Origin of the sequence: Streptomyces sp. NBC_01445 (assembly GCF_035918235.1) — a bacterium.
Lineage (GTDB): Bacteria > Actinomycetota > Actinomycetes > Streptomycetales > Streptomycetaceae > Streptomyces.
On record NZ_CP109486.1, the window covers coordinates 282,735 to 309,230 of the forward strand.

Below are 26,496 nucleotides of genomic sequence, written 5' to 3' on the forward strand. Positions count from 1 at the left end.
GCCGCCTGACCGGCACACCTGCCTTACACAGCATGGCTTTCTGCTCCGACCGATATGCGAGTCGTCCTGACGCAACCACTTCGACAACGTGACCGGATGGATGCCGAGGTCAACGGCCGTCTGCTTCTGTTCTTTTCCTGCCCGCACCAGCGCGATGGCACGGGCGCGGAACTCAGCGGGGTAGGCGCGGGGCATGTCCGGCAGCCTTTCGTGAGGGCCGTCAGTTAGCCACCAAAACTGGAACCTGAGAGGTGGGGCAGGTCAAGATGTCACCCGATCGTGCAGCAGACCAGGTCAAGAGAGCAGACAACGGGATCTGACACTGGCTCAGTAATGACACGTAGCTACTGGCCCACAAACGGCACTTCACAATCAGCTACGGGCACTCGAACTCTGGCTCCGACTAGGGCAGTTGAAGAACTCTCTGCACGCCGCACTGCACGTCTTCAGTATCGGCATCGGCAACCTCACTGACCGCCGCCCCACGATCTACTCCGTCGCCTACCTGCAGCTGTACAACCACATCGCGGAGAAAGCCACGATCCACGAGTGCGCCAACGAGACCTGCCGCCGGAGCTCCGTACGCCAGCGCGGCCGCGCCGAGTACGGGCAGAACCGCACCAGCGGCATCAAGTACTGCACCCGCGAATGCGCCCGCGCCCAGGCACAGCGCGAACTCCGCCGACGCCGCAAAGAGCAGACCCCGCCGCTCCAGCAACCGCCGGCCAAGATGCCGACAACGCAGGGCAGCCCAGAGTCCATCGGCCAGACGGGAGATGGGCGCTGATCAACCTGCGCGAACACCAAGCAGAGGCCGTCTCGCGGATCCGGAAGTAGGCGGGATACCCCGCATGGTCGTCCGCGCCCGCCCGAGGCCGACGCCGAGGGGTGGCCAGCCTCGCTGATTGGACAGCGCTGCCCCCGCCCTGGACTTAGGTACTGCCGCGCGTGCCCGTCCACAACCTCCCGGTCAAGGGTTCGTTGAGCTCTCCGAACGTCCAGCCCATGAGCGGAAGGTGTCGTCGTGACCAGTGCCATCTCAGTGGAAGACCGCTGCATCGACGCCTTTAACGAACTCAAAACCAGCCGGCACATCACCACCGTGCTCTATCGGCTCAACGACAACCTGGACACCCTCATCGTGGACTTCGAGGGGAACCTGACCCACGACGAACTCCTCAAAGCCCTGCCCTCCGATCCACGCCTCGTGGTCTATGAACTGCACTTCGCCGACCGGGACGGCAGCCGCAGAGCGGTTATCGTCCTGATCTCCTGGTCGCCCCAAGGCACCAGTCCCGAGCAGATGGCAGCGCACGCAGCGGTGTACGTCGCTCTCAGAAATCAGCTTGACGGCATCGACCTTTCCATCGAGGCCATGAGCCGCTCCGACCTGGAGTACGACCGGCTCGTACGCGCCGCCCGGACATAGCCCGACTCCAGCAGGCTCAACCTGTGCCCGGTGAGCCGATCTTCGCGGCGCTGGGCTCCCGCTGGAGCGAGGAGGTGCGTGTCGTGGGCGGGACAGGTGAACCGGGATCGGCCAAGCTGGCAGGCAGCTGCTCGAGGTCCTTTCACCTAGGCCAGCGTGGTGCGGCGGCCCCCCGTCCCCGCACCCGCTGAACCGGCCGGCAGCCTCGACGACCTGCCCCGGCTAACGAGGCTGCTGGTCCGGCCGGCCAGGGTTTGGCCCAGGGCGGGCGTCAACCGCGGCGCTTCGGCAGAACCTGGCGGCTGTTACTCAGGTCCATCCCCAGATCGCTGTGAAAGCACGAGGCTATGCGCCCATTCAATGGCATTCACCGACTGGCGGATTCTCCCCTCTCGGGATAAAGGGACGGTCGGGCTGCGCAGTTGACGCCGAGCGGATGGGCGAAGAGTCCTCGGCCGAGATGGCATCGCGTGAGGTCGAGAGCGGTCATCGACGAGGGCCTGCCGGAAAGGTGAGTACGGCGATGACGATCTTTCCGTTCTCGGTCTCCTCGACCGACCAGGCACTGGCGAGGCTGTCCACGATGAACAGGCCGCGCCCGCTTGCAGCCACCGTCCCTTCGTCAACAGATGAGTTCGAAGGTCGGACAGGTACGGCAGTGACGTCGGCCCCGTGGTCGACGACGCCCAACGCCGCACCGAACTCGTAGACCTCAACTCTTATGAGGACCGCACCGCTGCTGTGCTGGATGGCGTTGGCGATGAGCTCGCTGGCCACCAGCATGGCGTCGAAGAGCTGGTGCTCCGCCTTGCCGTCCAGGACGTCGGCCAGGGCGGTACGGGCGGCGCGCTGCGGAGCATCGAGTCCGTCGAGCACCACATCACGGTGGATCAACAGGTCTCCGAGGCTCCGGTCGTGCACCAGTTCAGCAGTTGTCGGGGCACCCTCGTCTCCTCGCACCGGGAGGGGAGCTACGCGGCGACTGCGTCCGTGGCCGCGGTGTCGTCGTCGAAGGTCATCTCCGGTGCGGGCCGGCGGAAGCCCTTGGTCAGGACGGCCAGGTAGACGACGCCGATCGCCAGCCAGACGCCGCCGATCTGGAGTGCGACGTGACCGAGCTTCGTGAGCAGGTAGAGGGAGACGGCGGCGCCGACGGCCGGCATTACCAGGTACGAGAAGAGGTTGGGGGTGCGGCCGTGTCTGCGCTCTCGGACCAGGTGGGCGATCACGCAGACGTTCACCAGGGTGAAGCCGAGGAAGGCGCCGAAGTTGATGAACGAGGTGGCTGTGGTCAGGTCGAGTTTCATGGCGATGACACCGGCGGCCGCGGTCAGCAGCAGGTTCGGCACGGGCGTGCCGGTCTTCTTCGACAGGTTGCCGAAGACGGCCTTGGGCAGTGCGCCGTCGCGTCCCATGACGTACATGAGGCGGGCGGCGGAGGCTTGCAGGGCGATACAGGAGGCGATGGATCCGGCGATGGTGACGAAGTTGATGATCTCGGCGTACGTTGTGCCGCCGACCTGGACCTTCAGGTGGTAGGCGGCCGCGTCGACGTCGGCGAACTTCGCGCCGGGGTGGACCAGTTGCATCACGAAGGACAGCACGATGAAGATCGCTCCGGCGGCGATGACGCAGCCGATGATGCCGCGGCCGATCGTCCTCGCCCCGCCCCTGGCCTCCTCGCCGAGCGTGGAGACGGCGTCGAAGCCGAGGAAGGAGTATGCGGCGATGGCGGCGGCCGCGGTGACCGCGCCGATCGACGTGCCGGAGTTCCACAGGGCGTGCGTGGCGGGGGCGGAGGTGCCGTGCTTGCCGAGGAAGACGACACACAGGGTGGCGAAGAGGACCAGGGACCCCAGAGCGATGAACATCAGGATCTTGTTGACGCGGTCCGCGAGCTTCATGCCGAAGATGTTGATGGCGGTGGTGATGCCCACCGAGACGATCAGCCAGACCCACTTGGGTATGTCAGGGAACTGGGCGTTGAAGTAGATCGCCGTGATCAGCCAGCCGACCATCGGGATGAAGAAGTAGTCGAGCAGCATCGCCCAGCCGGACAGGAATCCGATGCGGCTGTCGAGCATCTTGCGGGCGTAGGTGTAGACGGATCCCGCGCCGGGCACGGCGCGCGCCATCTTCGCGTAGCTCAGCCCGGTGAGCAGCATCGCGAGGGTGGCGATGGCGAACGCGGTCGGGGCCGCGCCGTCGCTGGTGGCGGCGACCACGCCGAAGATCGTGACGACGATGCCGGGGGAGATGTAGGCCAGGCCGAACAGGACGACGGAGAGGAGGCTCAGGTCGCCCTTCAGCCTCATGGTGTTCCCTGTGGTCTCGCTGTTCATCGTGGTGGCTCCTCGGTGGTGTGGGCGGGGTTCCAGGTGGCGGGGTCGATGCGGCCCCCGTACAGCGGGAGCTCGAGGGCTGGGTCGCCGGGGCGGAATTGGTCCCAGATCCGGTTGAGACCGGCGGTGCCGTAGCGGCGGACGTTGCTGACCTCGTCGAGGTCGATCACGTCGGTGAGGGTGGAGTCGCCGGCGTCGACGGTTTCGGCGCGCACTGTGCCCTGTGGATCGATGACGAGGCTGCGGCCGGTCCCGGAGGGGGCAGCGGCATTGACGCTGGCGACGAAGACCTGATTGGTGATGGCGTTGGCGCGGTTGAGGACGACTTCCTGCGCGCGGTCGCTCGTCGGGGTGCGGACCACGTTGACGATCAGCTCTGCGCCCATCCAGGCCAGATGGCGGGAGATCTCCGGGAACCAGGTGTCGTAGCAGATGGACAGTCCGATGCGGCCGACCCCGGGGAGGTCCACGACCTCGAACTGGTTGCCGGGTGTGGTCGTCTCGTACGGGCGCCACGGGCAGATCTTGCGGTACGCGGCGAGGCGCTCACCCTGTGGTGAATAGACCGGTGTCGTGTTGTGGACGCGGTCGCCGGTGCCTCGTTCGTAGACGCTGCCGGGTACCAGCCAGATGCCCAGGTCCCCCGCGAGCTCGGCGAAGGCGGCATCGCGTTTGCCGTCGAGCGGCTCGGCCCCCTCCTGTGGAGCGGCCGGGACGCCGGGGGCGCTCTCGCCGAGGTGCAGTTCGGGGTAGACGACGAGGGCGCCGGGTGCGTGCAGTTTCACGCGCCGCTCCACGTCGGTGGCAAAGCCTGTGAGGTCGTCGGCCGGGCGGCCGGGCGCCTGGGCGAGGATCAGGGGCAGGGGGCGGGCCATGCGGGAACCAGCCAATCGAAAGGATTGTTGTACGAGGAAAAGTCGACGGAGATTCGGGTGCCGATAACCAGGAATTCCGGTGGGACAAGAATGCAGCCAGTCAGCCATAGCCACAAATACTTGGCAGGGTTGGCTATCATGCCTTTGAGGCATGCAGGTGTCATGCCTCCTCCGTCTCCCGAAGGACCACCGCCATGGAACTCCGAGTGCTGCGCTACTTCGTGACCATCGCGGAGACCGGTTCCGTCACCAAGGCTGCCGAGGTGGTCCGCGTCGCCCAGCCCTCGCTGTCGCGCCAACTGCGCGGCCTGGAAGGGACCTTGGGGATGACGCTCTTCGACCGCGGCGGCAAGCAGATGGTCCTGACGGCGGCCGGCCGGCGCTTCCTTCCCCTGGCCCGCGACCTGGTCGCCCGCGCGGACACCGCCGAGGCCGCGGTCGGTGCGCTGGCTGCCGGTCGTGCCATGCGGATCACCGTGGCGGCGCCGCCCACCACCATCACCGACGTGATCGCGCCGTTCCTGGCCACCTGGGGGCCGGAGGATCCGCTCGTCACCGTGCAGGCGGAGAGTCCGGCACATGCGTACCAGGCCCTTGCGAGGGGAGCCGATGTAGCCATCTCCTCAGCACCTCCGAGGCGCCGTTTCGCCGGGCTCCCGGTGGCCCGCCTGCCGCTGTGGGCCTACGTCCGTGCCGACCATGCCTGGGCGGACCGGGGCCGCGTCACCATCAGGGACCTTGCCGCGGAGCCCCTCATCGTCCTCACCCCGGCGCACGGCACCCGCCGCATCCTGGACCATGCCGTGCAGGATGCGGACGCCTCGTACGACATCGTGCTCGAATGCGACACCCCGCACGTCGCACAGGCCATGGCGGCTTCGGGTCATGGTGTCGCGGTGGTCTCCGACGATCCCCGCTTCGACCTGCACCCGCTGCTGATCCTCGACAGCACGGGCGAACCGCTGCAGATCCACCTGTACGCGGCGTGGGACGCCGGCCACTATGCGCTGCGCAGCATTGAGGCATTCGCGGCCGGGTTGTCACGTTTTTGTGTCGAGCGGTACGGGCCACAGGTCGCCGCCCGCCTATGAACTGCAGCGCCGACTACAGACCACGGCCCTCACCACGACGCGAGGCGTGACCGCACGCCGACCCGACGGCCGACAGGATCAAGGAGAGCTGGAGGTATGCCTGGCAAGCAGCCTGACCAGACCGGGCAGGCATTGGACGGTGACCCCGGCGCGCCCCACCATGCGGCGATATCCCGCATCAGCTGCCGGCCCGAGAGGCTGGCGCAGCAGCTCGCGGGCCGTGCGCAGGACAGCCGCCGCGGCCTCGGGAACGCTGGCGGGCACGACCAAGTCCTCAACGAGGTGTGCATGGCATTTCTCTCAAGTCGCCGCAGACGGGCACGTCTCGTCCTGGAGCTCGACGACGCTGCCCTCGGCCGGCTGCTGAAGTCCCTCCAGGCGACAACAAGTACGGGCACGATCGCGACGACGGACCTGTGCATGGCCCAGATATCCCGTCTCCTGGACCAGAGCCGGGCCGACTGGGACCGCCACACCCACCAGCTCTCCGTGCTGGCGTACCGCCTGTCCGAATCGCACGGGCCCCGTGCCTGGGCCACTCGTGAGCCGCGCAACGCGAGCGCGCTCGTCCTCTCCGCATGGGCGCAGCTCGAACGCGGACGCTCCCAGGGACGTCCGCAGGACGCGGCCGGCATCGCCGACAGCTGTCTGCGCGCCGCCGAACTGGCGCCGGAGGATCCCACTCCCTGGGTGGTCCTTTTGGGTCTGTCACGGCTGGAGCGCCGCAGTCAGCCGGAGGTGTTCGGCCTGTGGAACGAGGTACTGACCCGCGACCGCTGGAACCGCGAGGCGTACCTGAGCATGCTGCGCTATCTGGGGCCGGAGGAGATGGGATCGCGCGTCCAGGTACTGGACTTCGTCGACGCGCTTCGCGCCAGCACGCCCGCAATCGCGCCCTGCGCGGCCACCGAGCTCACCGCCGAGGTTCTGCAGTACCAGTCAGTCCTCGCCCGTGGCGGAGTCGAGGCGCTGATGGCACGCACCCACTGGTCCCACGCGTCGGCCGCCCAGGCCCTCGACCGTGCGGCACGCACCTGGGCCCGGCCCGGGTTCTTCCACCACGCGGCAGCCGTCGCCGACCTGAACCTGCTGGCCTACGCGCTGATGGCCGCCGAGCGGCGCAGCGAGGCCCGGCCGGTCTTCGAGGCGATCAACGGTACGGTCGCGGCCTGGCCCTGGAGCGCCGGAGGCGACCCGGTGTCGGAGTTCGAGAAGGCGCGGATCAGGAGCGGGACCGGCGTGTGAGTTGCGGGGACTCGCCCCTCGGCACGGCGGTCGGACAACTCTTGACGGCAGAGGAGCGTGGGAGGGGGCCAGGCAGATGCCGGGCCCCCTCCCACGAGTCGCCAGTGGGGGACGTCAACCGCGGATGATGTTCCCGGCCTTGGGGTCCTTCTGACCATGGGCACTGGACACCCGCGCATCACGCAGTCGAGCAGGGGGATGCAGAGGCCCAGGCTCGATTACCGGCCGCTGGCTTCGATCCCGATGAAGGCGAACCGGGTGCCGCTGTGCGGCACTTCCCGCGCGTTGTTGGACGCGACCTTGTCGTCCGCCGTCCACGGCGACGCCGTCCCGGTCTCGAAGCCGCCGTTGCCGAGCAGCTGGCCGGCCATGCACGGCCGGCCGCCCCCGCCGCTTCAGCCGCCTCCGCCGGTGGCGGGCAGCTTGTACGCCTGCGCGGCCGCCGCCGACCAGTCGAACTCGTTGTTGTCGCTGAAGTAGTAGTACGTGGCGCCGTTGGGCAGCATCGCCGCGGTGATGCCGCCGAAGCCGGACATGAACGGCACGTACACCGGGCTGGTGAACACCGAGTTGTCCGCCGAGGTGAACTGCCGGGCCCACAGGCCGCTCTGGTACTTGTAGGTCTTGCCGGTCGTGCCGGCGGTCGTGGTGAGGCCGCGGTTCGCCGGGTTCTGCTGCATCGCGTCGGCGAGCATCGTCGAGTCGAGCTTCTGCACGCCGCCGAACTTCCCGCCGTCGGCGTTCAGGAACCGGCTGACCTTGGCGATGTCGTCCTGCGTGTAGAACAGGCCGTACCCGCCGAACGGCTGCCCGGTGGCGCTGTTGTCGGTGCGCTCGGTGGTCAGCACGTCCGGGCTCAGGTGCAGCGGGACCAGCACCTGGTCGCGGATCCAGCGGTAGATGTCGCTGCCGGCGCCGGCCTTGGACACCAGGTAGTTCTGCATCGCCCGAGCTAGCACGAAGGTGTCGGAGGAGTGATAGACCCACTGCGTGCCGGGCGCGGCGGAGTGCGGGAAGGCCAGCGCGGCGGCCATCTTCGGCCCGTACGCCTCGGCGTCGAAGAACGCCGTCATGCCGCTGCCGGACTCGTCGGACTCGAAGGCGCTGGAGGTGTAGTTGCCGGTGGCCATGTTCGCGGTGTCCTGGAACGTGACGCCGCTCCAGGCGGAGGTATCGGCCTCGCTGACCCAGTCGCGGATCAGCTGCGACGGCACGGACGAGCCGTAGACCTGCGTCAGCCGCATCAGCACGATGCCGGCGAACATCGTCTTGGCCAGCGAGTACGACGGCAGCACCATCTGGTTGCAGTACGGGTACGCGCCCTGCCGGGTCTGACACGCGCCGACGTAGTTCACCCCGCCGTAGGACACGCCGTACGTACTCAGCGCCGAGGCGGTGATGCCGCTGCCGAACGCGCTGGTGTCGATGTCGGCGTTCGGGTAGTCGGTGCTCAGCGCGCTGATCGGCTTGGTCGGGATGCGGTTGGCGACCTCGGCGGCGTACGCGTTCTTCAGGTCGGTGCCACCGGTCACGGTGTGCCGGGAGTAGGTCGCCCCGACCTGGCCCCACATGTCGAACTGGAAGTACTCGCACGTCTCGTGCACGATCTGGTAGCGGACCCGGGAGATCGTGCTGCCGTCGAAGAGGAAGGTCAGCAGGCCGTTGTGCACGCAGTTGGCGTTGCGCTCGACCAGCGCGAAGGGCAGCGAGACGCGGGTGCGGCCGCCGTCGCCGTTCTCGTTCCAGGCGCGGCCGCCCCCGACGATCAGGTTCCAGTACGCGCTCCCGGTGATCTGCAGGCCGCGGACGGCAGGGATGACGTGGCTGCCGTTCTGCACGAGGTCGATGCTCACCAGCGGCAGGTGCTTGAGCGCGGCGGTGGCCGCGTAGTGGTAGGTGTCCTTGATGGTGCTGAAGCCTCTAGCGGTGGCCACGCCGTTGAGCGTCAGGGTGCCCTCGAAGGTGTGCTTCGGGGCGGCGGCCGCCGCGGGCAGCGCGAAGGCGTCGTCGGTGACGGTGCCGGTGGCCGCGCCGCTGGTCAGGTCGGCGGCGGTCAGCACCGACCTGGTCACGGCGCCGCTGCCGGTGAGCGGATCACCGGGTACAGCGGTCGCGGCGTACGCGGGTCTCGCCGCCAGCGGCGAGACCGGCACGAGGGCCAGGGCCAGTACGAGGAGGGCCAGCACGGTACAGCGGCGCCGGGCGTACAAGAGGGACACGGTGAACTCCTCGGGAACGCGAAGGGGTAGTGCCCGCATTCTGGGGACGCGCGGTGCTGCCGTCGAAGACCAATGGGGGTTCGACGGCATGCCTCGAAGGCATCGGCGGGGGTCAGAGGTCACGGGGTGCGCAACCGCCGCTGGTGGGCAGCCAGCAGCCGGGCGAGGAACTCGGCGGCGTGGCGCGGGACATCGAGCGTGGCAACGCACCAACACGAATCTGACCAGAGCGCAGCTGAACGACGCGGACTTGACCGGCGCGCACCTGAACGACGCGAACCTGAACGAAGGGGGCCTGACCGGCGCGGCGCCAGCCTGCGCGGCGCGGACCTGACCGGCGCGCACTTGATGGGAACGCATTTCCTGAAAACCGTGGGTAGGCGTCTTCCGTCCGGAGCAACCTGGAACTTGCAAACTCGGTGGCCTGCTGCGCTGGCATCGGTTGCCTTCGCGCGGTCCGATGAGGTGAGCCCCGGCGTCTACCAGGTACGCAGCGGACCAGCACCGGACCGGTCAGGCGCGGTTCGAGTCTGAGGAAAGTGGGCAATCCGTGGCCAATCCGGCCACAGTCCGCTGAGAGCCGACACCGACGGAAGAGCTTGCCCCCACCGAGAAGTCCCCAGCAATCACCCCGTCTCCCCACATCGGTCAGATGACCGATGTCGCGCCCCGCGACCAGACCAACTGTCCCCCTTCAACGACACCGAAGGGAGTGAAGTCCATGGGCCTGGACGGCAAAATCGCGGTGGTGACGGGCGCGGCTGGCGGCATCGGGGCCGCGGCGGCCGACCGGCTGGCAGATCTCGGTGCCGTCGTGGTGCGGGCCGATGTCCAGTACGCGGACGACGCCGGCGGGACGGGTCGAGTGCGCTTGGACGTCACCGACCCCGCGTCGTGGGATCGGCTGCGTGACATCGTCCGTCAAGAGTTCGGACCGGTCGGCCTACTGGTGAACAACGCGGGCGTCAGCGCCCGGGCGGACCTGCTCGACACGAGTGACGAGGACTTCACCCGGGTGCTCGCGGTGAACGCGTTCGGCCCGTGGCGAGGTATCAAGACCTTCGCCGACGACCTGGCCAGGACCCGAGGCGTCATTGTCAACATCGGCTCGATCTACGGGGGCACCACCCCTCCCACCGGGGACGGCACGGTCCCGTCCTCGGTCGCGTACCAGATGAGCAAGGCCGCCGTGCACCAGCTCACCAAGGTGGCCGCGGTCGAGCTCGCCCCGCGCGGTATCCGCGTGAACGCCCTACTGCCCGGGGTCTTCCGCACCGCGCTCCTGGACCACCTGCCACCAGAGGCCCTGCGGGCCCGCGTCAACGGCGCCCCGCTGGCGCGGCCGGGCGAGACCGATGAACTGGCACACGCCCTCGCGTTCCTCGCCGGACCCGAGTCCTCGTTCGTCACGGGGGTGCTGCTACCCGTGGACGGCGGCTATCTCGCCGCTGCCTGACGACCTGTCACCTGCCATGCCCTCCCCTGTATCCCGTCAAGAGCCCCTCGCGAGAAGAGAGACCATGAAGGCATCAACGACCGAGGCACCGGTCACCGACACCGGCCCCAGAGAGGGCCTCAAGCTGCGGGCGGTCGTCTCCGGAAGCATCGGCAATCTGCTCGAGCAGTACGACAACGTAGCGGACGTTGTGGCACGTGTGTGGCACGGCCGCGATCACCCCGGCAGGATTCGAACCTGCGACACCCGCTTTTAGGCGAACCGCACCCCGAGCCCACCATCAACGGCCCAGTCAGCCCCGGTGACATAGCCTGCCGCGTCCGAAGCGAGGAAGCACACGACTTCTGCGACGTCTTCGGGCCGGCCGAGACGGCCCAGCGGCTGGACCGCGAGCGCCTTTTCCTCGACCTGCGGGTCGGAGTGCTGCGCGAAGTACTCATCGACGAGGGCAGTGCGGATATATCCAGGGCTGACCGCGTTCACGCGGATCCCGTGCCGGGCAACGTCCAGGGCCATCGAACGGGTCAGACCGACCAGTCCGGACTTGGCTGCGGCGTACGGATACATGCCAGTGCAGGTCAACTTGGCGTGCAGGGAAGCAATGTTGACGATCGCCCCGCGCTGACGGTCCATCATCCCGGGCAGGACGTGCTTGGCGCACAGGAACGCCGCCTTCAGGTCTACGTCGAAAACCTGCTCCCACTCGGCTTCGGTCATCGAGACGGGGTCACCATAGACATTGCGTCCGGCGTTGTTCACCAGAACATCAACTGGGCCGAGTGTGTCAGCGACCTCACCGGTGGCGGCCGCCACCGCGGCCGAGTCCGTCACATCGACCTTGACCAACGTCGACCTGTCACGTGCCTGCGCCAGGGTGTCACGCAGCCCGGAGCCGTCGCCCTCGTCGAGGTCGAACACTGCGACGTGCGCACCCTCGCGCAACGCAGCACGGACGACGGCGTGGCCTATCCCCCGCGCACCACCGGTCACCACCACGACCCGTCCTGTAAGACTCCCCATGTCCCGCCCTCTCGCCGTCGGCGCCGTTGATCCAAAAATCTATCGCGTATCGCGTATCCTCCAGAGTTAACAGCTAAGCAGTTTAGGTGCAAGGGGGCAACAACTAGTGGTCGTTCGCCGTGGCACGCTCGCCGATCAGGTATCGCAGGAAATTACTGCCCTGATCGAGAACGCCGGTCTGCAGCCCGGCGACGAGATTCCCCCGGAAGGCGAACTCGCCACCCGCTTCGGCGTCAATCGGCTGGCAGTCCGGGAGGCGATCCGCACGCTCGCCGCCCGCGAAATGGTCCTCTCCAGCCAGGGCAAGCCGACCCGCGTCCATGTGCCCACTGCCCAGGTCTTCGGGCAGGTCCTTCGCTTCCGGCTACGCCAAGACTCGCTGCGGTTCGCCGATGTGCTCGATGCCCGGCGCGCGATCGAAGGCGCCCTCGTGCGACGCGCGGCTGAGCGGGTCCGGGCCGGTGGCGCCAGCCTCGACCAGGCCGAGGAGCTGCTCGACCGAATGCGGGAGACCACTGGCAACAGAGAGCGCTTCGTCGACTTGGACATCGCGTTCCACACCGAACTGGCGGCGCTCGCCAGAAACGGAATGCTGACGCTCGCCCTGGACGCCATGACCGGCATTCTGCGCGAGCACCGCCTCGCCAGTTACGCCGGGCACGCCACGCGCGGCGACAGTCACGACTCGACCATCGCCGCACACCACGGGATTCTCAAGGCGGTCCGCTCAGGCGACCCGGTGGCCGCGGCCGAGGCAATGGAGTCCCATCTCAGCGAAACAGAGAAAGACATCAATGCGGGCAACTGAACGCGAATCCCGCATGCGCCACGCGGACGAACTCGACCACCCGTATTCAGTTCCCGCGTTTGACGACCTGCCCGCTATCCCGCGTTGCGACGGCTCTCACAGGTGCGGTGGCTCCACTCGCCGCCCTGCCCACCGCGCAGCGCCGCCGGCGAAACCAGGCTCCGGGGCCTTCGCACTCCCTCTGGTGCGACCAGCATCCGAAAGATAGATGGAGAACGCGAGGGTCGACGCCGGTGGCGTAGTCGGGGATGTCCGACAGCCGGACGGGCCGGTCTCCGAAGGCGGTACCCGTTGTCGTCCAGCCGTCGTAGCCGTCCGACCAGTCCTCCAGCAGCACGTCCTCACGCAATCCGGGCGGCGTGGCGACGCCGAGCTCGGCTGTGAACTCGACGCCCACCAGGTCCGCCTCGCCGAAGTCGGCCGCCTTCAGCACAACCGGCCGGGTGGTGCGCGCGCCGAGGACGACGGGGTTCTCGGCGTAGAGGGCGAGCTCGGCGTCCAGGGCGGCGGACGGGTGTTGGTGAACTCGTACTCCAGGACCGCCAGCGAGTGCGAGGAGTCGTCCGCCGACAGCGGGACGTACGGGGGAATAGGCGTTCAGCCGGACGGACACGGGTGCGGCCCCGTCCGCAAAGTCGACAGTTCCGACCGGGTAGCGGCTGGTGAAGCGGACGTCGTCGAAGCCCCGGGAGTCCAAGGTGGCGGGCGGTGCCCTTGGCACGTATCACCGTGGCGACGGTGAACGGGGTGTCCAACTCCATCGAGTGGCTGTAGCGGATGTCGTTGATGTTGGCCGGCGGGCGACGGTTGTCGACATCCCAGTGCCAAAGGCGGCGTCGCCGGAGAGGTAGACATGGCTGCAGGCGATGCCGCCGATGGGTAGGCCCCCCTAGCGCCGCTCCCCCGGGGGTGGCGAGCACGGTCGTGGTGCCGCGTTCGCGTAGGGAGACGATCAACTCGGGTTCGAAGTTCTTGTCGGCGGGGACCACGGTGAGGTCGCGGGGGTTCACGCCGGCCGCCTCGGCGGCGCGGGCGAGCCGGCCGAAGGGCGGCGTGGCCGCGGCGGCGCCAAGTCCCGCGGAGGCGAGGAAGCCGCGGCGGCCGAAGGAGCTGGGGGCGAGGCCGGGTACGCGCGCGGTCATCAGGAGATCCTGAGCGTCGAGGGGCACGGCACGGACGTCTCAAACGGGGATGGGGTCATGGCATCGACGGGATCAGCGGCTTCGGTGTCGAGCGCGTCAGCAGTCGGCGGGCTGTCTCCAGCCCCCATGCGTCGAGGGAGTTCACGCGGTCGCTGAGCACGCGCACGCCGGAGTACGCCTCGATGTGGCGGGCCCATTTCGCACGCCGCTCGACCTCGGGTCGGAGGATGACGCAGTCCGGGTCGTTGTGCCAGAACCGGCCGTGCATGAATGCCCGTCCGCGCCCGCTGAGCACGGCTCCGGCCTGCGAGGGCTGGCTGATGTCGCCGTCCTCGGGGGCGTAGGCGGGGGCGATGTCGCAGCTGATGCGCATGCCCTCGAAAAGTCCGACCGAGGGCAGCAGCGGGGCGCCGCAGCCGAGCAGGGTGGCGTCTTCGCCGACCGCGTCGCGGATCAGGTCGACGCCCATTGCGTACGCCTCGAGGGCGGTGACGTCCTCGTGGCGGCGGCCCACCCGGGCGCCGGCGAAGAGGAAGTCCAGTTTGAAGTAGTCGAAGCCGTGTCCCCGCCACGTCTGGAACACCTCGCGGAGATAGGCCGCCGCGCCGGGGTGGGTGACATCGAGCGCGTACAGGTCCTGTTCCCAGATGTGGCCGGTCCACAGCGGCTCGGAGCCGTCCTCGGTGCGCACCAGCCAGTCGGGGTGATCGCGGTAGACATCGGAGCGGGCGCCGACGAACATCGGGGCGATCCACACACCTGCCCGCCGGTCGGAAGCGTGAATCCGGTCGACGAGGCCGCCGAGCGAGCTGAAGCGGTCGGAGAGCTGAAGCCAGTCGCCGATCTCCTTCTGGAAGGCGTCGTCCACGGCGATCATGTCGATGGGCAGCTCGTGCGCGTCAATGGCGTCGATGTTTTCGTACATGTCGCGCTCGGTGAGCTTGCTGAAGTACTGGTACCAGGGACACCAACCAGTCGGATAGCTCTCCGCGACTCGCACGCCCAGCGCGGCTGCGTATCGGTCGGCCCAGCGGGCGAGCGCGGACTCCAGGCCGCCGGGCCCGTCGTCCTGGGTGTGCTCGACCACACCGTCGGCCGTCACCCGGACACCGCGGCCCTCCGCCACGGCCCGGATGGACGGGCATTCGACGCGGGCGTCGGGGGCGGCAAAGAGATGGATCGGGCCGCCGTCGCCGGGGTCGACGGCGAGCAGGCCTTCGCCCTGGAATCCGGTGGGCGGGGCCGGGGTGTCGGCGCGGAACGTCGACATCTCGTACACCCGCAGCGAGGGCCTCGGGGAGGTGGCTGTCGCCGCGTAGACGGTACTGGGGCCGAACGACGACCAGCCGTTCTCGAAGACCCGCGCGCGGGCGGGTTCACACTCCACGAAGGCGACGGGGGCGAAGGTCATGGGGGCTCCTCATAGCTCGGTCGAGGGCGAGGGGACACTTCGGGTTCCGGGAAGTGCCCCCTCGCCGGCAGGGGGTCAGGCGCAGTGGAACTTCGCGTTCGCCCAGTCGCCGTGGTCGTTTCCGTTGCCGTCGCCGCCGTCGAGGGTGTGCAGCTCGACGGCCTTGGCGCCGGTGAGGTCGACGTCGATCGTCCGGGGCGCCGAGGCGGGGCGGAACACCTCGCTGATGAAGACGGACTTGCCGTCCGCCATCACCTCGAACGCCACCGAGCCGCGCGAGAGCTGCGCCCGGTCCAGGCCGATGATCGCCGTCAGCTTGGTGCACTTGCCGCCGAGGTCGTAGCCGATGACCGCCGCAGAGCCGTCGAACGGGGCGGCGCCCAGGCCCTTGTCGTACACCGTGTCGGTACTGCCGAGGGTGAGGGCGTTGCCGTCTCCCGCGAGGTTCTCGCCGAGGGCGTGATCGCGTTCGACAGGGCCCCAGCCATTGGTCATCTTCGTCCAGGCCATGTCGCTGGCGTAGGTGTCCGCAGTGGGGGCGCCGGTGACCAGCGGCTTGGTGGTGAGGGCGAAGATGTGCAGCGCCGGGTCGTTCGGCAGGGTCACCGACTCGACCGTCTTGTCCTCGTCGAGCGGGACGGTGTTGTAGAAGACCCGGTAGTGCCCGCTCGGGTCGGTCGGTCCTGAGGGGGTGTTGCTGCCAAGGCTGTCGGCAACGATCTGGCCGCCGTATCGGCCGGCCTTGTCGCCGTGCCAGCTGGGCAGCCCGAGCTCGGCGTTGCTGGAGGTGCCGTCGGTGTAGGAGACGGTCACGTTGTCGGTGCGGTCCAAGGCGGAGGCGGCGCCGAGGACGGCGAGTCTGCCGCTGCCCGTGAGTGCGATGTTCTGGCCCTGTGCGGCCACGTTGTCCGGCTTGCCCGGGGCCACGTCGGGCCAGGTGAAGGTGGTGCCGTCATGCCGCACCGGCTGGCCGGGACGCAGGTCGGCGGCGGCCAGCGCGGACGCGGAGAAGCTGTTGCCGTCCGAGTCGAAGGCACCGTGCTTGGCGGTGGCCTCGTCGGTGATCGCGACGTTGTTGTAGGCGTCGGGCAGCGAGTCGTAGCCGATGTGCATCTCGGCCGCGGCACTGGTGCCGGTGTGGCGGCCGTTCCAGGTGTATGCGGCGTGGACCGCCAGGACGTTGCCGGTTGACGCGGTGTCCTTGGGCACCGTCACGTCGTAGTGGACAGTGGCAGCGGCGCCCGGTGCCACGGACTTGAGGTCCGCCGGATCGGTGGCCTTGGCACCCCAGCCATCGGGGGCGTTCACAGTGAGCGCCGCGTCGCTGATCGGCGCACCAGTGGTGTTGGTGAACTTCACCGCGACAGAAGACGTGGCGTCCTTGGGGATCCGGGTGGGGCTCACGTCGAGCGTCGCCACCGGCTTGCCGAGTTCGGCGGCCGGGGCTGGGCCCAGATCGTCGACGGCCAGGTTGTCGAGCGTCGCCGCGCCCAGCCCGTCGGAGGTCTGCGTCAGGGCCAGGTACGTGCTGTCGTCACCGGACACGAACGTCTCGTCAATCGAGGCGTGCGGGGCTGAGGGCTGCGGCGGCAGGCTGTCCGTCCAGCCGTCGGGCTTGGGGCCGTCGGCCGGGGCGGAGCCCAGACCGCGGTCGGTGGTCTGCGCCAGCGGGGTGGCAAGGACCGGCTTGGACTGGCCGTCGGCCTTCACCTCGAAGCGGTACAGGCCGCTGGTGTCGTTCTGGTAGTCCAGCCGAACCCGGTAGGCGTGACCGGACTTGAACGCGATGCTGCCGGGCCAGGTGCGGAACTGCAGGCCCTCGCCGTTGACGGTGGTCTCCAGCGAGTGCCTCCCGCTGATGGTGTCGCGGGTGTAGCCCTCGTGCCGCGTCGAGATGATCTCGCTGGGCTCGGAGAACTTGCCGATGAGGAAGGGGCCGAAGCTGCCGCCGGAGGGGTGCTCGAAGTCCTCGGTGTAGTAGTGGCCGTCGGCGTTGTGCGTAGCGTCGTCGTTCAGCTGCACGCGAGCGTCGGTGAACTCCACGGTGTCGGCGTCCGAAGACGCGGCGCCGGCCAGCGCCAGGACCGCCGAGTGCTCGCCCTTGGGGACCTTGAACAGCACGCTGAGCTGCTGGAAGCGCTGTCCGGCGAGGCGATTGTCGGCATCGTTCATCTCCGGGGTCGGCGCGTCGATCGACGTGGTGGCGGACTTTGTTCCGGCGCGCACGGAGATCGTCGCCTTGCGGTCGCCGGTCACTTTGACGTACGCGGACGCCTTGTAGGTGTGGCCGGGCTCCAGGCCGTGCAACTCCTGGGTGACACGGCCGTCCTTGACCCCGGAGATCCGGAGGTTCTGCAGCCCGTTGGAGTCGGTGACGACATTGATGCCGGACACGTCACCGGAGCTGGATTCGCGGTGCCACTTGGTGAAGCCACCGGTATAGAACTGCCCGTCGGCGGCGATGGTGCCGTGGCCGAAGCCGACCGTCTTGGCGGTGTCCTTGGGCGTGGGCGGCACTCCGGTGTTGCTGCCGTCAGCCTGGGAGCCGGACTCGACCGGCACGTCGACGTCGCCGTTCGGGTACACGACGTACGGGGCGTCGGCGGCGAGATCCAGGGTGACCTTGTGGTCGGTCACCGGCAGGACGCCGGCCTTCTCCTTGCCCTGGTCGGTCAGCTTGTAGAGGGTGACGTCGTGGACGCCGTTCCACGCCTTGGGCAGCGTCCAGGTGCGCTTGGCGCCGTCGTCGCTCCAGGCGTAGATCTTCTGCTGGCCCTCGGCGGACCAGGGCAGGAAGAGGTCCTTGCCGTCGCGTACGAGCCGGTCGTCGCGGTAGATGCGCGGCGTGCCGTCCTCAAGGGTCGCCTTCACCTTGTCGGTGAAGTCGATCCGCTTGTCGCTCCAGTGCGTGATCTCGAAATTCTGCAGGTACTTCGCGGGGAGGTTGTTGGTGAAGACCTCCGCGACCTCTTTGTCGAGGGAGTGGTCGGAGTGCCAGCCCAGAAAGCCCGCCTTGTTCTGCACCCCGCCCAGCATCTTGTTGCTGCCGTGGATCCAGGCGTCGGTCTGGTCGTTGTAGACGAACCGCAGGATGTCGGAGTTGACGCCGATGTCGTCGTACTCGGCCGACTGGTGATACCAGGTGACGTACGGCCACATGTACGTCGGGAATTCGGTGTAGATCGGCATCTTGAGCCGCTTGACGACCTCGGCCTGCTTCCAGGCGCTCCAGTCGGTGTTGAAGAAGGCGTCGGAGTAGATGAAGCCGAGGTTCGGGACCTCGTTCTTCAGGTCTGTCATCCGCTTCTCGTAGTCGCCGCTCGCCAGGTCCTTGTCCTGGTCCATCTCGTAGTTGGTGTCGCCGTAGACGTAATTCGGCTTCGGCTCGGTCGGGTTGGTGGTCTTGTCCCAGCGGAAGGCCTTGGCCCGCGGCGCCTCGATGCCGTTCTGGATGTGGACGCCCACGACAGTGTTGAACTTGCGTGCCTCGTCGACGACGGTCTTGATGTCGGCGAGCCCGCCCGCGGCCTCGTTGTAGTTGCCGGCGAAGTCGGGGTGTGCCGAGTCGTGGCCCTGGTCCTGGTGGCCCTTGAGCTCGATCTGCTGGCCGAGGCCGTCGGTGTAGAGGGAGACCTTCTTGATGGCGTCGAGGGTCTTGATGAACGGGTTCTGCGCCTGGCTGGCGAAGTTCAGCGAGATCTGCGAAACCACGTTGTTCTTGGTCTGCCCGCTGCCGTACGGGCGCGGCATGATCTTCCGGTAGGCGATGGCGCCGTCCTGCCAGTCGACCTTTCCGTCGCCGTTGCGCTCCGGGGTCAGGACGACCTGGCTCTCAGGAGTGGCGACGACTTTGCCGTCAGGGCCGCGGTAGGTCCAGGTGTTGGACCACACGCCGGTCCGCTTGGCGTCGCCGGAGCCGGTGGTCTGCAGCTGCAGGTTGCCATAGCTCTGCACGGCGTTGGTCTGGATCGCGCCCGCGAGCTTGTCGGTGCTGAGGATGGCGATGGTCGCCTCGCGGGCCTTGCTGTCGACGGGCAGGTCCGCCACGGACTTGATTTCGTCGAGCTGCGGGCCGGGAGCGTAGTACGTGCGGGCCACCGTGGCGTCCGCGACAGCGGCGCCGGCCTGGTCGGCGCGTACCGACAGCAGGCTGCGGCCGGGCAGGCCGATGGTGGAGACCTTGGTGTCGCCGTTCTCCTTGATACTGGGGATCGTGAGCTTCAGCCGATCGCCGTCCACCGCGATCCGGGCAGTGGCCACGACGCCGATCTCATCGACGGCGAGCCGATAGTCGACGTGGCCGTCCTCGACGGTGGACTTGACGGAGGGGATGTACGTCTTTCCGTTGACGGTGAGCGCGGGGTCCGAGCCCGCCGAGCCGTACAGGACGCCCTTCGTGGCGGCCCAGGTATAGCTCAACACCTCCGGGAAGGCGGTGGACACGTCGACGGCGAGGTTGCCCGATCGCAGCGTGGCCGTCCCTTCGGACGCGAGGGCCGGTGGTGCGGTCAGGCAGGCTCCGCCGACAGCGGCTATCGCCGCCGCGGCCACGAGTCTGGATACGCGCACGGATGGCATGGCATGCCTCAGCAATCTGTGGTTGCGGTGCGGTACGTGAGGGCGGGGCGTCAAGGGCGCAGGCGCTGTGGTCCTGCGCTACTTGAGGCCCCCGGCGGCCAGGCCCGAACGCCAGAACCGCTGGAGACTCAGGAAGGCCACCACCAAGGGCAGTACGGACAGGAAGGCGCCCGTGATGGTGACGTTGTAGGGAGTGCCGTTGTTGAACTGCTCGCGCCAGGTGGCAAGACCGACGGTGACCGGTTGCAGCCGGTCGTCGGCGAGCATCAGTACGGGCAGCAGGTAGTTGTTCCAGATGCCGACGAACTGGAAGAGATAGACGGTCACCAGCGCCGGCGACATCATGCGCAGCACGATGGTGAAGAAGATCCGCGCCTCGCTCGCACCGTCGACCCGGCCCGCCTCGAGCAGTTCGTCGGGCACGGATGCGGTCGCGTACACCCGCGTCAGATACACGCCGAACGGGCTGACGACGCTCGGGATCAGGACCGCCCAGTAGGTGTTGACGAGGTGGATTTTCGAGAACATCAGGTAGAGCGGCAGCGCGAACAGCGCGCCGGGCACGAGGACGGCCGCGAGCACCGTGTTGAACACGGCCTCCCGTCCCCGGAACTGATACTTCGCCAGCGCGAAGCCGGCCGCCGCGCACACCAAGGTGCTGATCGCCGCTCCCACCGCGCTGTAGACGACGCTGTTGAGCATCCAGCGGGCGAAGATGCCGTCGTCCATCGCGAAGACGTCGCGGATGTTGGACCACAGGTCGAAGTGCGAGAACCAGAAGCCGTTGGTGGTGAAGAGGTAGCCCTTGTTCTTGGTCGCGGTGACCACGAGCCACCATACGGGCAGCACGGAGTAGGCGGCGAAAAGCACCATGACGGCCATCACGGCGCCGCGGGAGGCGGCCACCCCGCTCGGGCGGACAGTGGTCTGCGGCGTGCTCATTCCCCGGCCCCCTTGCGCTGGGTGAACTTCAGGAACGTGAAGGACAGGACCAGCGTCAGCAGCGCCAGGACCACGGACTGCGCCGCCGCGTACTGGTAGTTGCCGGCGTCGGAGGCCTTCTGGGCGGCGAGGATCGGCGTGTAGTCGGAGGTGATGGTGTTGGTGATCCCGCGCAGGATGTCCGGCTCGGCGTACAGCTGCACCATGCCGATGATCGAGAACACGGTGGTCAGGATCAGCGCCCCGCGCACGTTCGGGATCTTGATGTGCCAGGCGATCCGCCAGCCGGAACAGCCGTCGAGCGCCGCGGCCTCGAACAGCTCGGCGGGGACGGCCTTCAGCGCGGCGAAGATGATCAGCATGTTGTAGCCGGTCCAGCCCCAGGTGACCATGTTGCCGATGTCGGGCAGCGTCATTGCGGGCGCGGTGAAGTCGATGTCGAGCCCGAGCTGCCCTGCCGCCTTCGCGAGCGGGCTGATGCCCGGCTGGTAGAGGTACGACCACATGATCGCGGCGATCACCCCCGGCAGCGCGTACGGCAGGAAGAACAGAGTTCGGAACACTCCCGGCCAGCGCACCGATGCGGAGTCCAGGAGCAGCGCGAGCAGGAGCGACAGCCCCAGCATCAGCGGCACCTGCACCACGCCGAGGCCGACGACCCGCACCAGAGAGCTGAGGAACTCGCTGTCCTGCACTGCTCGTACGTAGTTGTCGAGAGCGACGAAGCGCGTGGTGGGCGCCGTCAGCCCGAGCCCGTCACGGTGCAGGGCGAACAGGCTCTGTTCGACGGCATAGCAGATGGGCGCGATGAACGTAGCCAGAAACAGCACCCAGAACGGCGCCAGGAACAGCCAGGCGCTGCGAGTGCGGCCCCGTGAGAGGCGACGGCGGCGGGCCGCGGGCCTCTCGCCCTGGGCCACGACGGTGCCCGAGCGCACGGTGGTGATGGTCACGATGTCTTCCCGTCGTACGGGCCTCGGCCGCCGCCGCAGGGAGTCCGGCGGCGGCCCGGACTGTCAGCCTGCGGTCAGCCCTTCGAGACGTTCAGGCCCTGGGCCTTCATCGCCTCGATGGTCTTGTCCTGAGTGGTGGTCAGCGCGTCGGTCACGGACGCGTCGCCGGCGATGGCCTTCTTCATCCCGTCGGTGAAGTCCGCCTCCACCTGCGCCATGGTCGGGCCCCACTGCCAGGTGTTGTCCGTGTCGGCGGCGGCCTCCTTGAACACGTCGAAGATCTTCTGACCGCCGAAGAACTTGGAGGGCGCGTTCACGGCCGGCAGCGCCAGGCCGTCCTTGGAGGCCGGGTAGATGCCGGTGTTCTTGATGAGGTTCTCAACGCTGCCCTTGCTCCGGCTGAACCAGTCGGCGAACTCGACGGCCTCCTCCTGGTTCTTGCAGCCCTTCAGCACGGCCGTCGACGAACCGCCGTTGTTGGCAGCGGCCTTGTCGCCCTTCGCCCACTGCGGCAGCGGCGCCACCGCCCACTTCCCGGCGGAACCCTTGAGATTCTGGGAGAGGAAGGTATTGATCCACACGGCGCCGATGTGCGCGACGACCTTGCCCTTGTCGGCGTCGGCCATCCACTTCGCGTCGAGCGCCGGGGTGGTCTTCAGCACCTTGGCGTCGAGCAGGTCCTGCCAGTAGGCGGCGACCTTGCGGGACTCGGGGCTGTCGATGTTCACCTGCCACTTGCTGCCCTCGGTGCCGAACCACTTGCCGCCGGCCTGCCAGGTCAGACCGGCCACGTCGTAGCCGTCACCGGGCGGGGTGGCCATCTCCACGCTCGGATCGGCCTTGTGGACGGCCTTGGCGACCTTGGCGAACTCCTCCCACGTGGTGGGCACCGGCTGCTTGAACTTCTTCAGCACGTCGGCGCGGTAGAACATCGCCTCCGGGCCGGTGTCCAGCGGAATGCCGTACACCTGGTCCGCCACGCTGACAGACTTCCAGGTCCAGTCGACGTACTGGTCCCTGCTCTTGTTCGCGTACCGGCCCACGTCCTGCAGCGCGCCCGCGGCCGCGAAGCTCGGCAGGGTCTCGTAGCCGACCTGCGCCAGACACGGGGCGTTGCCCGCCTTCACGGCGTTCAGCATCTTGCTGTAGCCGCCCGCCGAGCCACCCGCCGTCTTCTGGAACGTGACGTGGATGTCCGGGTGGGAGGCGTTGAACATCGCCACCGACTTGTCGTAGCCAGGAGCCCAGCCCCAGAACGTCAGGTTCACCCTGCCGGCGGGCTTGTGCGAGGTGTCCTTCGACCCGGAGCCGGACCCGCAGGCGCTGGTGGTGAACAGCGCGCCGACAGCCAGCAGAGCTCCGGCTCCGCGCACCCAAGAACTTCTCACTGTGTTTCCTTCCCGCCGCCGCGAGGCGACGGCTGAGGTGTCGTTCATCTGGATCGTTCTTCGCAGTCGGCAGCCAGCACCACGAACTCCCACTGGCCCATGGGCCGGGTGAGCTCGACGGTGCCGTCTGTGTACGAGGCCGGAAGTCGCTCACCGCGTGCGGTGATCTGCACGGCATCGGTGGGAGCGGGCATTGCGTTCGGGAGCCGGACGGTCAGGCGGGCCACCTCGTCCGGGCCCGCGTTCCATACGACGAGCCGCCAGCGACGGCCGTCGGTGAGCGCCTGCGGCACCAGCCACGGCTGCCCTGACACCCGGGCATGGCGGCCGTCGCCGAGCCAGTCGGCCACGGCGCTGAGCTGGGCCGCGCGCTGCGGGGTCATCCGCACCCGCGCGGTGGCTGGCCAGGGGCAGACGGCGGTGCGGCCGCCGAGCGCGTTGCTGTACAGCACGAGCCCGGCACCGACGTCCGCGCCGCGCGGGTCGACCAGCCGGCTGGCGATCCGCGCGCCGGGCACAGGGTCGGCGACGGCGAGCGGCCGGTGACCGTTCACCTCGGCGTCGACGGAGACAGCGGCGCCCACACGCAGGGTGAACTCGGGGTCGGTGCAGATCTCCCGGGCCGGGATCGGGTCGTGGACGCCGGGCGTGCGCAGGCCGCGAACGCCGATCAGATCGCCGAAGCCGCGCCGGTGCAGAATCTCGGCAGCGGTGCCGTCGAGGATCAGGCCGCCGTGCAGCCAGTCGCGGAGCTGGTCGTCGGTGTAGGCCCAGACGGAGGGACCGGCGAGCGCGCGGACCGTGGTCTCGCCGCCAGGGAGCGCGGTCTCTGCAGCACGTCGGTCCACGCTCTCGGGGCGGACGGTCACCGCGTGCCCGATGGCCCCCAGCCACCCCGCCCACTCCCGGTGGCCGGCCTGAAGCGCCTGCCACCGCCCGGAGTTGCCGTCGTCGTCGACGCGAAGCTCACGCGCGGTTTCCGGCGACCAGGGAACCCCAATGCCGACCGTACGCAGCGAGGTGGGGAAAGTGTCCGCGAGCCAGTCCAAGGTGGGCCGCCAGTCGGCCAGGAAGCGTGCGCGCTCGGGTTCGTCGTCGGGGTGGTTGCCCAGGAAGTCGTAGAGGCTGACGGCAAGTCCGTGGCAGCCGAGGATGTGAGCGAGAGCCATCTGGGCGCCGGTCTGCCGGAACGACTTGTTCCACTGCCCGTACGGCCAGCACTCGATCTCCGGGTAGCTCACCAGGCTGGACGGCTGCAGTCCGCGCTGGGCGTCCAACAGGGCTGCTGACAAGGGGAGTTCGGGTCCTGCGGTGTCGGAGTACGGCCAGAAGTGCGGACGGTGGATGCCCACCTTGTCGAGCCATCGCGACCAGTCCCGCCCCTCAGGGGCGTGCGACTCGGGGCGGCTGGACATCAGGCCGAGCTCCACCCCGTGCGCGTCCGCAATCGAGCGCCACTCGCTCAGCAGGCCGGCCGTGGTGTCGTCGAGCAGGTCCAGCCACTGCCGGCGCCAGGGGTGTGGCTCACCGGGCGCGGTGCAGGCGGCCACGAGCTCTGCGCGAGTGGGTGCCTCACCGGTGCGGGAGGCGAACTCGGCCAGGTGCAGGGGGCAGAAGCAGCCGCCCCAGTCGAGCGGGGCGTGGTTGTGCAGGCGGATGTCGTCCTCGATCCACACGGCGCAGACGTCTTCGGCCGCGTACTGGTGCAGGCACTCGGCGAAGTACGCCTGCCAGGCGGTATCGAGCGGGCAGACGGTGATTTCGGCTTCCGTGCCGTTCTGATCGACCATTGGCTGCCAGGATTCGCGACGCTTGCGGCCCCAGTCGCCGTGGCTGAGCGTGTGCCCGGGGTTGAGGCTGACACCGACTCCCGCGGAACGCAGGGCTGTACGCCAGGGGCGCGTGCGGTCGAGCCATGCTGCGACCTCTGCCACCGGCTCGTGCCCGTCGTTGAACTCCATGCCGAAGAAGAAGACACAGACCTCGTCGGCGCGACTGTCCTTCACCAGGCGCAGCAGTCGCTCTTCGACGTCCGCCACGTCGTCGGCGGGGTCCGCCTGAAGTCGCAACACGTATCGGGTCGACACGAGAATTCCCACCTCTTACCTGCTGGTCCGGGTGCCGTGCGAGCAAGCTGATCTGCCCTCGGCAGGACAGATCTTTCAACTTATCTGCTAAGCGGTCAAGTGCTTGGAGCGGAAAAACACCACGCTCCTCCATCGTCGGCGGAACGCCTGATATGCGACCAAAAGGAGCGTCGTGGTTCGTACGGTCGCTGCAACGCGCAGCAGGAGACGAAAGGCAGCCCGCCTGGGGGCCAGGCTCGCGGGCCGGGGGCGACATCGCATGCACGCACCGATCGGGGCGATTACCCCACTGGTGCCGGATCGGTTCGCCGATGCCCCGAGTGCGGCCTTGGTGGCGAAACCTTCTTCACGCGGTTCGGGCCGAGCTCGCCGAACGGACAGCACCGACAGACGCGCATCGCTACGGGAAGCCGACCACCGCTTGGGCATCTCCGCCGTTTCAGCCGAAGGTGTCAACTGCCTTCGGCGCCGGGCGCGGTGGTAGGGGGCTCACCGCGGATGCAGGTCCCGGTCCGGATGGAGGCATCCACAACCGCAGCCCGGCCAGGGGCTGGGCCTCGCAGCGACGTCCACGGGGGCGGCGGGCGCCGCAGCACCCCGTCCCCGTCCCCGTCCCCGTACGCGTACGGGGACGGGGACGGGGACGGGGAGCGCGCAGGGCCGGCAGTAACTCCGGGGCCGGTCTACGAGTTACGGCGCGGCTTCCAGGTCTTCGCCGGTCGCGTCGAGGTGCGCCTCCATCGCCGCGACCGCGTCCTCGGGTGCGCCCGCCGCGATGGCGTCCAGGATCCGGCGGTGCGCGGCGATCGTCGCCTGCTGACTGTCACCCCTGTGCGACCTGGCCTCGAAGCTTGCCATCCGGTGCTCGGTCAGGACGTCCGTGAGCGACTCCAGGACCAGCTCCAGGATCCCGTTGCCCGCCATCCGCGCGATCTCCTGGTGGAAGGCGATGTCGAGCGTGACAAAACGCTCTCGGTCGTCGGTGGCCGCGGCCATCTCCTCGAGCAGAGGCGAGGCGGCCTCCGGAGAGGCCTCACCGGCGCGCACCCTTTCTGCGGCACGAGAGGCCATCGCACCCTCGATCGCGCCACGCGCATCCAGTACGTCGGCGAACCGCAGCGAGTCCTGGCGCAGCCGGAACCGCAGGATCTGCCCGAACACCCGCGCCGAGGGAACGTTCACCCGTGCCGGCCTGCCCTGGCTGGACACGAGGATCTCCCTCGCCGCCAGCGCCCGGATCGCTTCCCGGACCGCGAGTCGATTGACCCCGAACCGCGCGGCGAGCTCTCCCTCAGGAGGCATCTCGTCGCCAGGCTTGAGCCCGCTCTCCTGGATCAGCGTGGTGATCTCGCTCGCGACCTGGTCGAACAACGTGGTGCGCCGCACTGCCACGTAGGAACTCCTTCAAGAAGGCTGCTAGGCGCCTAAGCGTACTGCCGGGGGGTGCCTGTTGAGTCGGCACGGAGCGCGGTGCCGGTGTTGCCACTGGTCCGTTTCTCCGTGCCGCTCG

Annotated in this window: 21 protein-coding genes and 2 pseudogenes; 8 read left to right on the plus strand and 15 right to left on the minus strand. The window is 68.5% G+C overall.

Annotated features, from left to right (window positions below; all coding sequences use genetic code 11):
• Positions 1-45: 45 nt before the first annotated feature.
• Positions 46-195: pseudogene (locus tag OG574_RS49370) on the minus strand (transposase); the annotation flags it as partial.
• A 226-nt stretch (positions 196-421) separates the two neighbouring features.
• Between OG574_RS49370 and OG574_RS49375 the strand changes: the two are divergent.
• Positions 422-787 (plus strand): annotated as a pseudogene (locus OG574_RS49375) (hypothetical protein); the annotation flags it as partial.
• A 237-nt stretch (positions 788-1,024) separates the two neighbouring features.
• Positions 1,025-1,429, plus strand: a complete 405-nt coding sequence (locus OG574_RS49380; RefSeq protein WP_326778937.1) for a hypothetical protein — start codon at positions 1,025-1,027, stop codon at positions 1,427-1,429.
• 486 nt (positions 1,430-1,915) lie between these two features.
• On the opposite strand, the gene OG574_RS49385 is transcribed toward OG574_RS49380, so the two are convergent.
• From OG574_RS49385 to OG574_RS49395, 3 genes are read right to left on the minus strand one after another with little or no spacing between them, the layout of a single operon-like run.
• Positions 1,916-2,350, minus strand: a complete 435-nt coding sequence (locus OG574_RS49385; protein WP_326778938.1) for an ATP-binding protein — start codon at positions 2,348-2,350, stop codon at positions 1,916-1,918.
• A 50-nt stretch (positions 2,351-2,400) separates the two neighbouring features.
• Complete coding sequence (locus OG574_RS49390; RefSeq protein ID WP_326778939.1) at positions 2,401-3,771, minus strand: APC family permease; 1,371 nt, start codon at positions 3,769-3,771, stop codon at positions 2,401-2,403.
• On the minus strand, positions 3,768-4,646 hold the full coding sequence (locus tag OG574_RS49395) for a carbon-nitrogen hydrolase family protein (protein ID WP_326778940.1): 879 nt from the start codon (positions 4,644-4,646) through the stop codon (positions 3,768-3,770). The genes OG574_RS49390 and OG574_RS49395 overlap by 4 nt, the downstream gene beginning before the upstream one ends.
• Positions 4,647-4,840: 194 nt before the next feature.
• Here OG574_RS49395 and OG574_RS49400 point away from each other — a divergent pair, with 194 nt between their 5' ends.
• Both OG574_RS49400 and OG574_RS49405 read left to right on the plus strand, forming a co-directional pair.
• Positions 4,841-5,737 (plus strand): LysR family transcriptional regulator, encoded by an 897-nt coding sequence (locus tag OG574_RS49400; protein ID WP_326778941.1) that lies wholly within the window; start codon positions 4,841-4,843, stop codon positions 5,735-5,737.
• A gap of 96 nt (positions 5,738-5,833) precedes the next feature.
• Positions 5,834-6,982 carry a hypothetical protein gene (locus OG574_RS49405; RefSeq protein ID WP_326778942.1) on the plus strand — a complete coding sequence of 383 codons (1,149 nt, stop codon included), beginning with the start codon at positions 5,834-5,836 and terminating at the stop codon, positions 6,980-6,982.
• A 218-nt stretch (positions 6,983-7,200) separates the two neighbouring features.
• Here OG574_RS49405 and OG574_RS49410 read toward each other — a convergent pair whose 3' ends face one another.
• Both OG574_RS49410 and OG574_RS49415 read right to left on the minus strand, forming a co-directional pair.
• Complete coding sequence (locus OG574_RS49410) at positions 7,201-7,353, minus strand: hypothetical protein (protein WP_326778943.1); 153 nt, start codon at positions 7,351-7,353, stop codon at positions 7,201-7,203.
• Positions 7,354-7,377: 24 nt separating this feature from the next.
• The gene (locus OG574_RS49415) at positions 7,378-9,201 is read right to left on the minus strand and encodes a hypothetical protein (RefSeq protein ID WP_326778944.1); all 1,824 of its coding nucleotides are present in this window, start codon (positions 9,199-9,201) and stop codon (positions 7,378-7,380) included.
• Between the two features lie 88 nt (positions 9,202-9,289).
• Between OG574_RS49415 and OG574_RS49420 the strand changes: the two genes are divergently transcribed.
• From OG574_RS49420 to OG574_RS49430, 3 genes are all read left to right on the plus strand, one after another.
• Positions 9,290-9,535 (plus strand): pentapeptide repeat-containing protein, encoded by a 246-nt coding sequence (locus OG574_RS49420; RefSeq protein WP_326778945.1) that lies wholly within the window; start codon positions 9,290-9,292, stop codon positions 9,533-9,535.
• Positions 9,536-9,853: 318 nt separating this feature from the next.
• Positions 9,854-10,657 carry an SDR family NAD(P)-dependent oxidoreductase gene (locus tag OG574_RS49425; RefSeq protein WP_326778946.1) on the plus strand — a complete coding sequence of 268 codons (804 nt, stop codon included), beginning with the start codon at positions 9,854-9,856 and terminating at the stop codon, positions 10,655-10,657.
• A gap of 64 nt (positions 10,658-10,721) precedes the next feature.
• Positions 10,722-10,913, plus strand: a complete 192-nt coding sequence (locus tag OG574_RS49430; RefSeq protein WP_326778947.1) for a hypothetical protein — start codon at positions 10,722-10,724, stop codon at positions 10,911-10,913.
• Here the strand turns inward: OG574_RS49430 and OG574_RS49435 are convergent.
• Positions 10,910-11,677: an SDR family NAD(P)-dependent oxidoreductase gene (locus OG574_RS49435; protein ID WP_266570974.1), complete on the minus strand. Its 768-nt coding sequence runs from the start codon at positions 11,675-11,677 to the stop codon at positions 10,910-10,912. The two genes, OG574_RS49430 and OG574_RS49435, sit on opposite strands and share 4 nt — an antisense overlap.
• 106 nt (positions 11,678-11,783) lie before the next feature.
• On the opposite strand from OG574_RS49435, the gene OG574_RS49440 reads away from it, so the two are divergent.
• Positions 11,784-12,485, plus strand: coding sequence for a FadR/GntR family transcriptional regulator (locus OG574_RS49440; RefSeq protein WP_326778948.1), 702 nt, complete (start codon positions 11,784-11,786; stop codon positions 12,483-12,485).
• A gap of 46 nt (positions 12,486-12,531) precedes the next feature.
• Here the strand turns inward: OG574_RS49440 and OG574_RS49445 are convergent, their stop codons facing one another.
• The 8 genes from OG574_RS49445 to OG574_RS49480 all read right to left on the minus strand — a co-directional run bounded on the left by OG574_RS49445 (position 12,532) and on the right by OG574_RS49480 (position 26,378).
• Positions 12,532-13,206 (minus strand): hypothetical protein, encoded by a 675-nt coding sequence (locus OG574_RS49445; RefSeq protein ID WP_326778949.1) that lies wholly within the window; start codon positions 13,204-13,206, stop codon positions 12,532-12,534.
• A gap of 476 nt (positions 13,207-13,682) precedes the next feature.
• Positions 13,683-15,038, minus strand: a complete 1,356-nt coding sequence (locus tag OG574_RS49450; RefSeq protein ID WP_326778950.1) for a glycoside hydrolase family 36 protein — start codon at positions 15,036-15,038, stop codon at positions 13,683-13,685.
• Between the two features lie 75 nt (positions 15,039-15,113).
• Positions 15,114-19,607 carry an endo-alpha-N-acetylgalactosaminidase family protein gene (locus tag OG574_RS49455; protein WP_326778951.1) on the minus strand — a complete coding sequence of 1,498 codons (4,494 nt, stop codon included), beginning with the start codon at positions 19,605-19,607 and terminating at the stop codon, positions 15,114-15,116.
• 87 nt (positions 19,608-19,694) lie between these two features.
• On the minus strand, positions 19,695-20,558 hold the full coding sequence (locus OG574_RS49460) for a carbohydrate ABC transporter permease (protein ID WP_326778952.1): 864 nt from the start codon (positions 20,556-20,558) through the stop codon (positions 19,695-19,697).
• Positions 20,555-21,511, minus strand: coding sequence for a carbohydrate ABC transporter permease (locus OG574_RS49465; protein ID WP_326778953.1), 957 nt, complete (start codon positions 21,509-21,511; stop codon positions 20,555-20,557). The genes OG574_RS49460 and OG574_RS49465 overlap by 4 nt, the downstream gene beginning before the upstream one ends.
• Positions 21,512-21,585: 74 nt before the next feature.
• Positions 21,586-22,884, minus strand: a complete 1,299-nt coding sequence (locus OG574_RS49470; RefSeq protein WP_326778954.1) for an ABC transporter substrate-binding protein — start codon at positions 22,882-22,884, stop codon at positions 21,586-21,588.
• 59 nt (positions 22,885-22,943) lie between these two features.
• Complete coding sequence (locus OG574_RS49475; RefSeq protein WP_326778955.1) at positions 22,944-24,986, minus strand: hypothetical protein; 2,043 nt, start codon at positions 24,984-24,986, stop codon at positions 22,944-22,946.
• Positions 24,987-25,676: 690 nt separating this feature from the next.
• Positions 25,677-26,378 (minus strand): FadR/GntR family transcriptional regulator, encoded by a 702-nt coding sequence (locus OG574_RS49480; protein WP_326778956.1) that lies wholly within the window; start codon positions 26,376-26,378, stop codon positions 25,677-25,679.
• Positions 26,379-26,496: the final 118 nt, after the last annotated feature.

Coding starts and splice junctions, on each gene's coding strand:
- OG574_RS49450 (WP_326778950.1), bottom strand. CDS start 15,038: ATGACCTTCGCCCCCGTCGCCTTCGTGGAGTGTGAACCCGCCCGCGCG.
- OG574_RS49460 (WP_326778952.1), bottom strand. CDS start 20,558: ATGAGCACGCCGCAGACCACTGTCCGCCCGAGCGGGGTGGCCGCCTCC.
- OG574_RS49435 (WP_266570974.1), bottom strand. CDS start 11,677: ATGGGGAGTCTTACAGGACGGGTCGTGGTGGTGACCGGTGGTGCGCGG.
- OG574_RS49420 (WP_326778945.1), top strand. CDS start 9,290: ATGCCTCGAAGGCATCGGCGGGGGTCAGAGGTCACGGGGTGCGCAACC.
- OG574_RS49405 (WP_326778942.1), top strand. CDS start 5,834: ATGCCTGGCAAGCAGCCTGACCAGACCGGGCAGGCATTGGACGGTGAC.
- OG574_RS49425 (WP_326778946.1), top strand. CDS start 9,854: ATGACCGATGTCGCGCCCCGCGACCAGACCAACTGTCCCCCTTCAACG.
- OG574_RS49400 (WP_326778941.1), top strand. CDS start 4,841: ATGGAACTCCGAGTGCTGCGCTACTTCGTGACCATCGCGGAGACCGGT.
- OG574_RS49390 (WP_326778939.1), bottom strand. CDS start 3,771: ATGAACAGCGAGACCACAGGGAACACCATGAGGCTGAAGGGCGACCTG.
- OG574_RS49395 (WP_326778940.1), bottom strand. CDS start 4,646: ATGGCCCGCCCCCTGCCCCTGATCCTCGCCCAGGCGCCCGGCCGCCCG.
- OG574_RS49430 (WP_326778947.1), top strand. CDS start 10,722: ATGAAGGCATCAACGACCGAGGCACCGGTCACCGACACCGGCCCCAGA.
- OG574_RS49410 (WP_326778943.1), bottom strand. CDS start 7,353: ATGGCCGGCCAGCTGCTCGGCAACGGCGGCTTCGAGACCGGGACGGCG.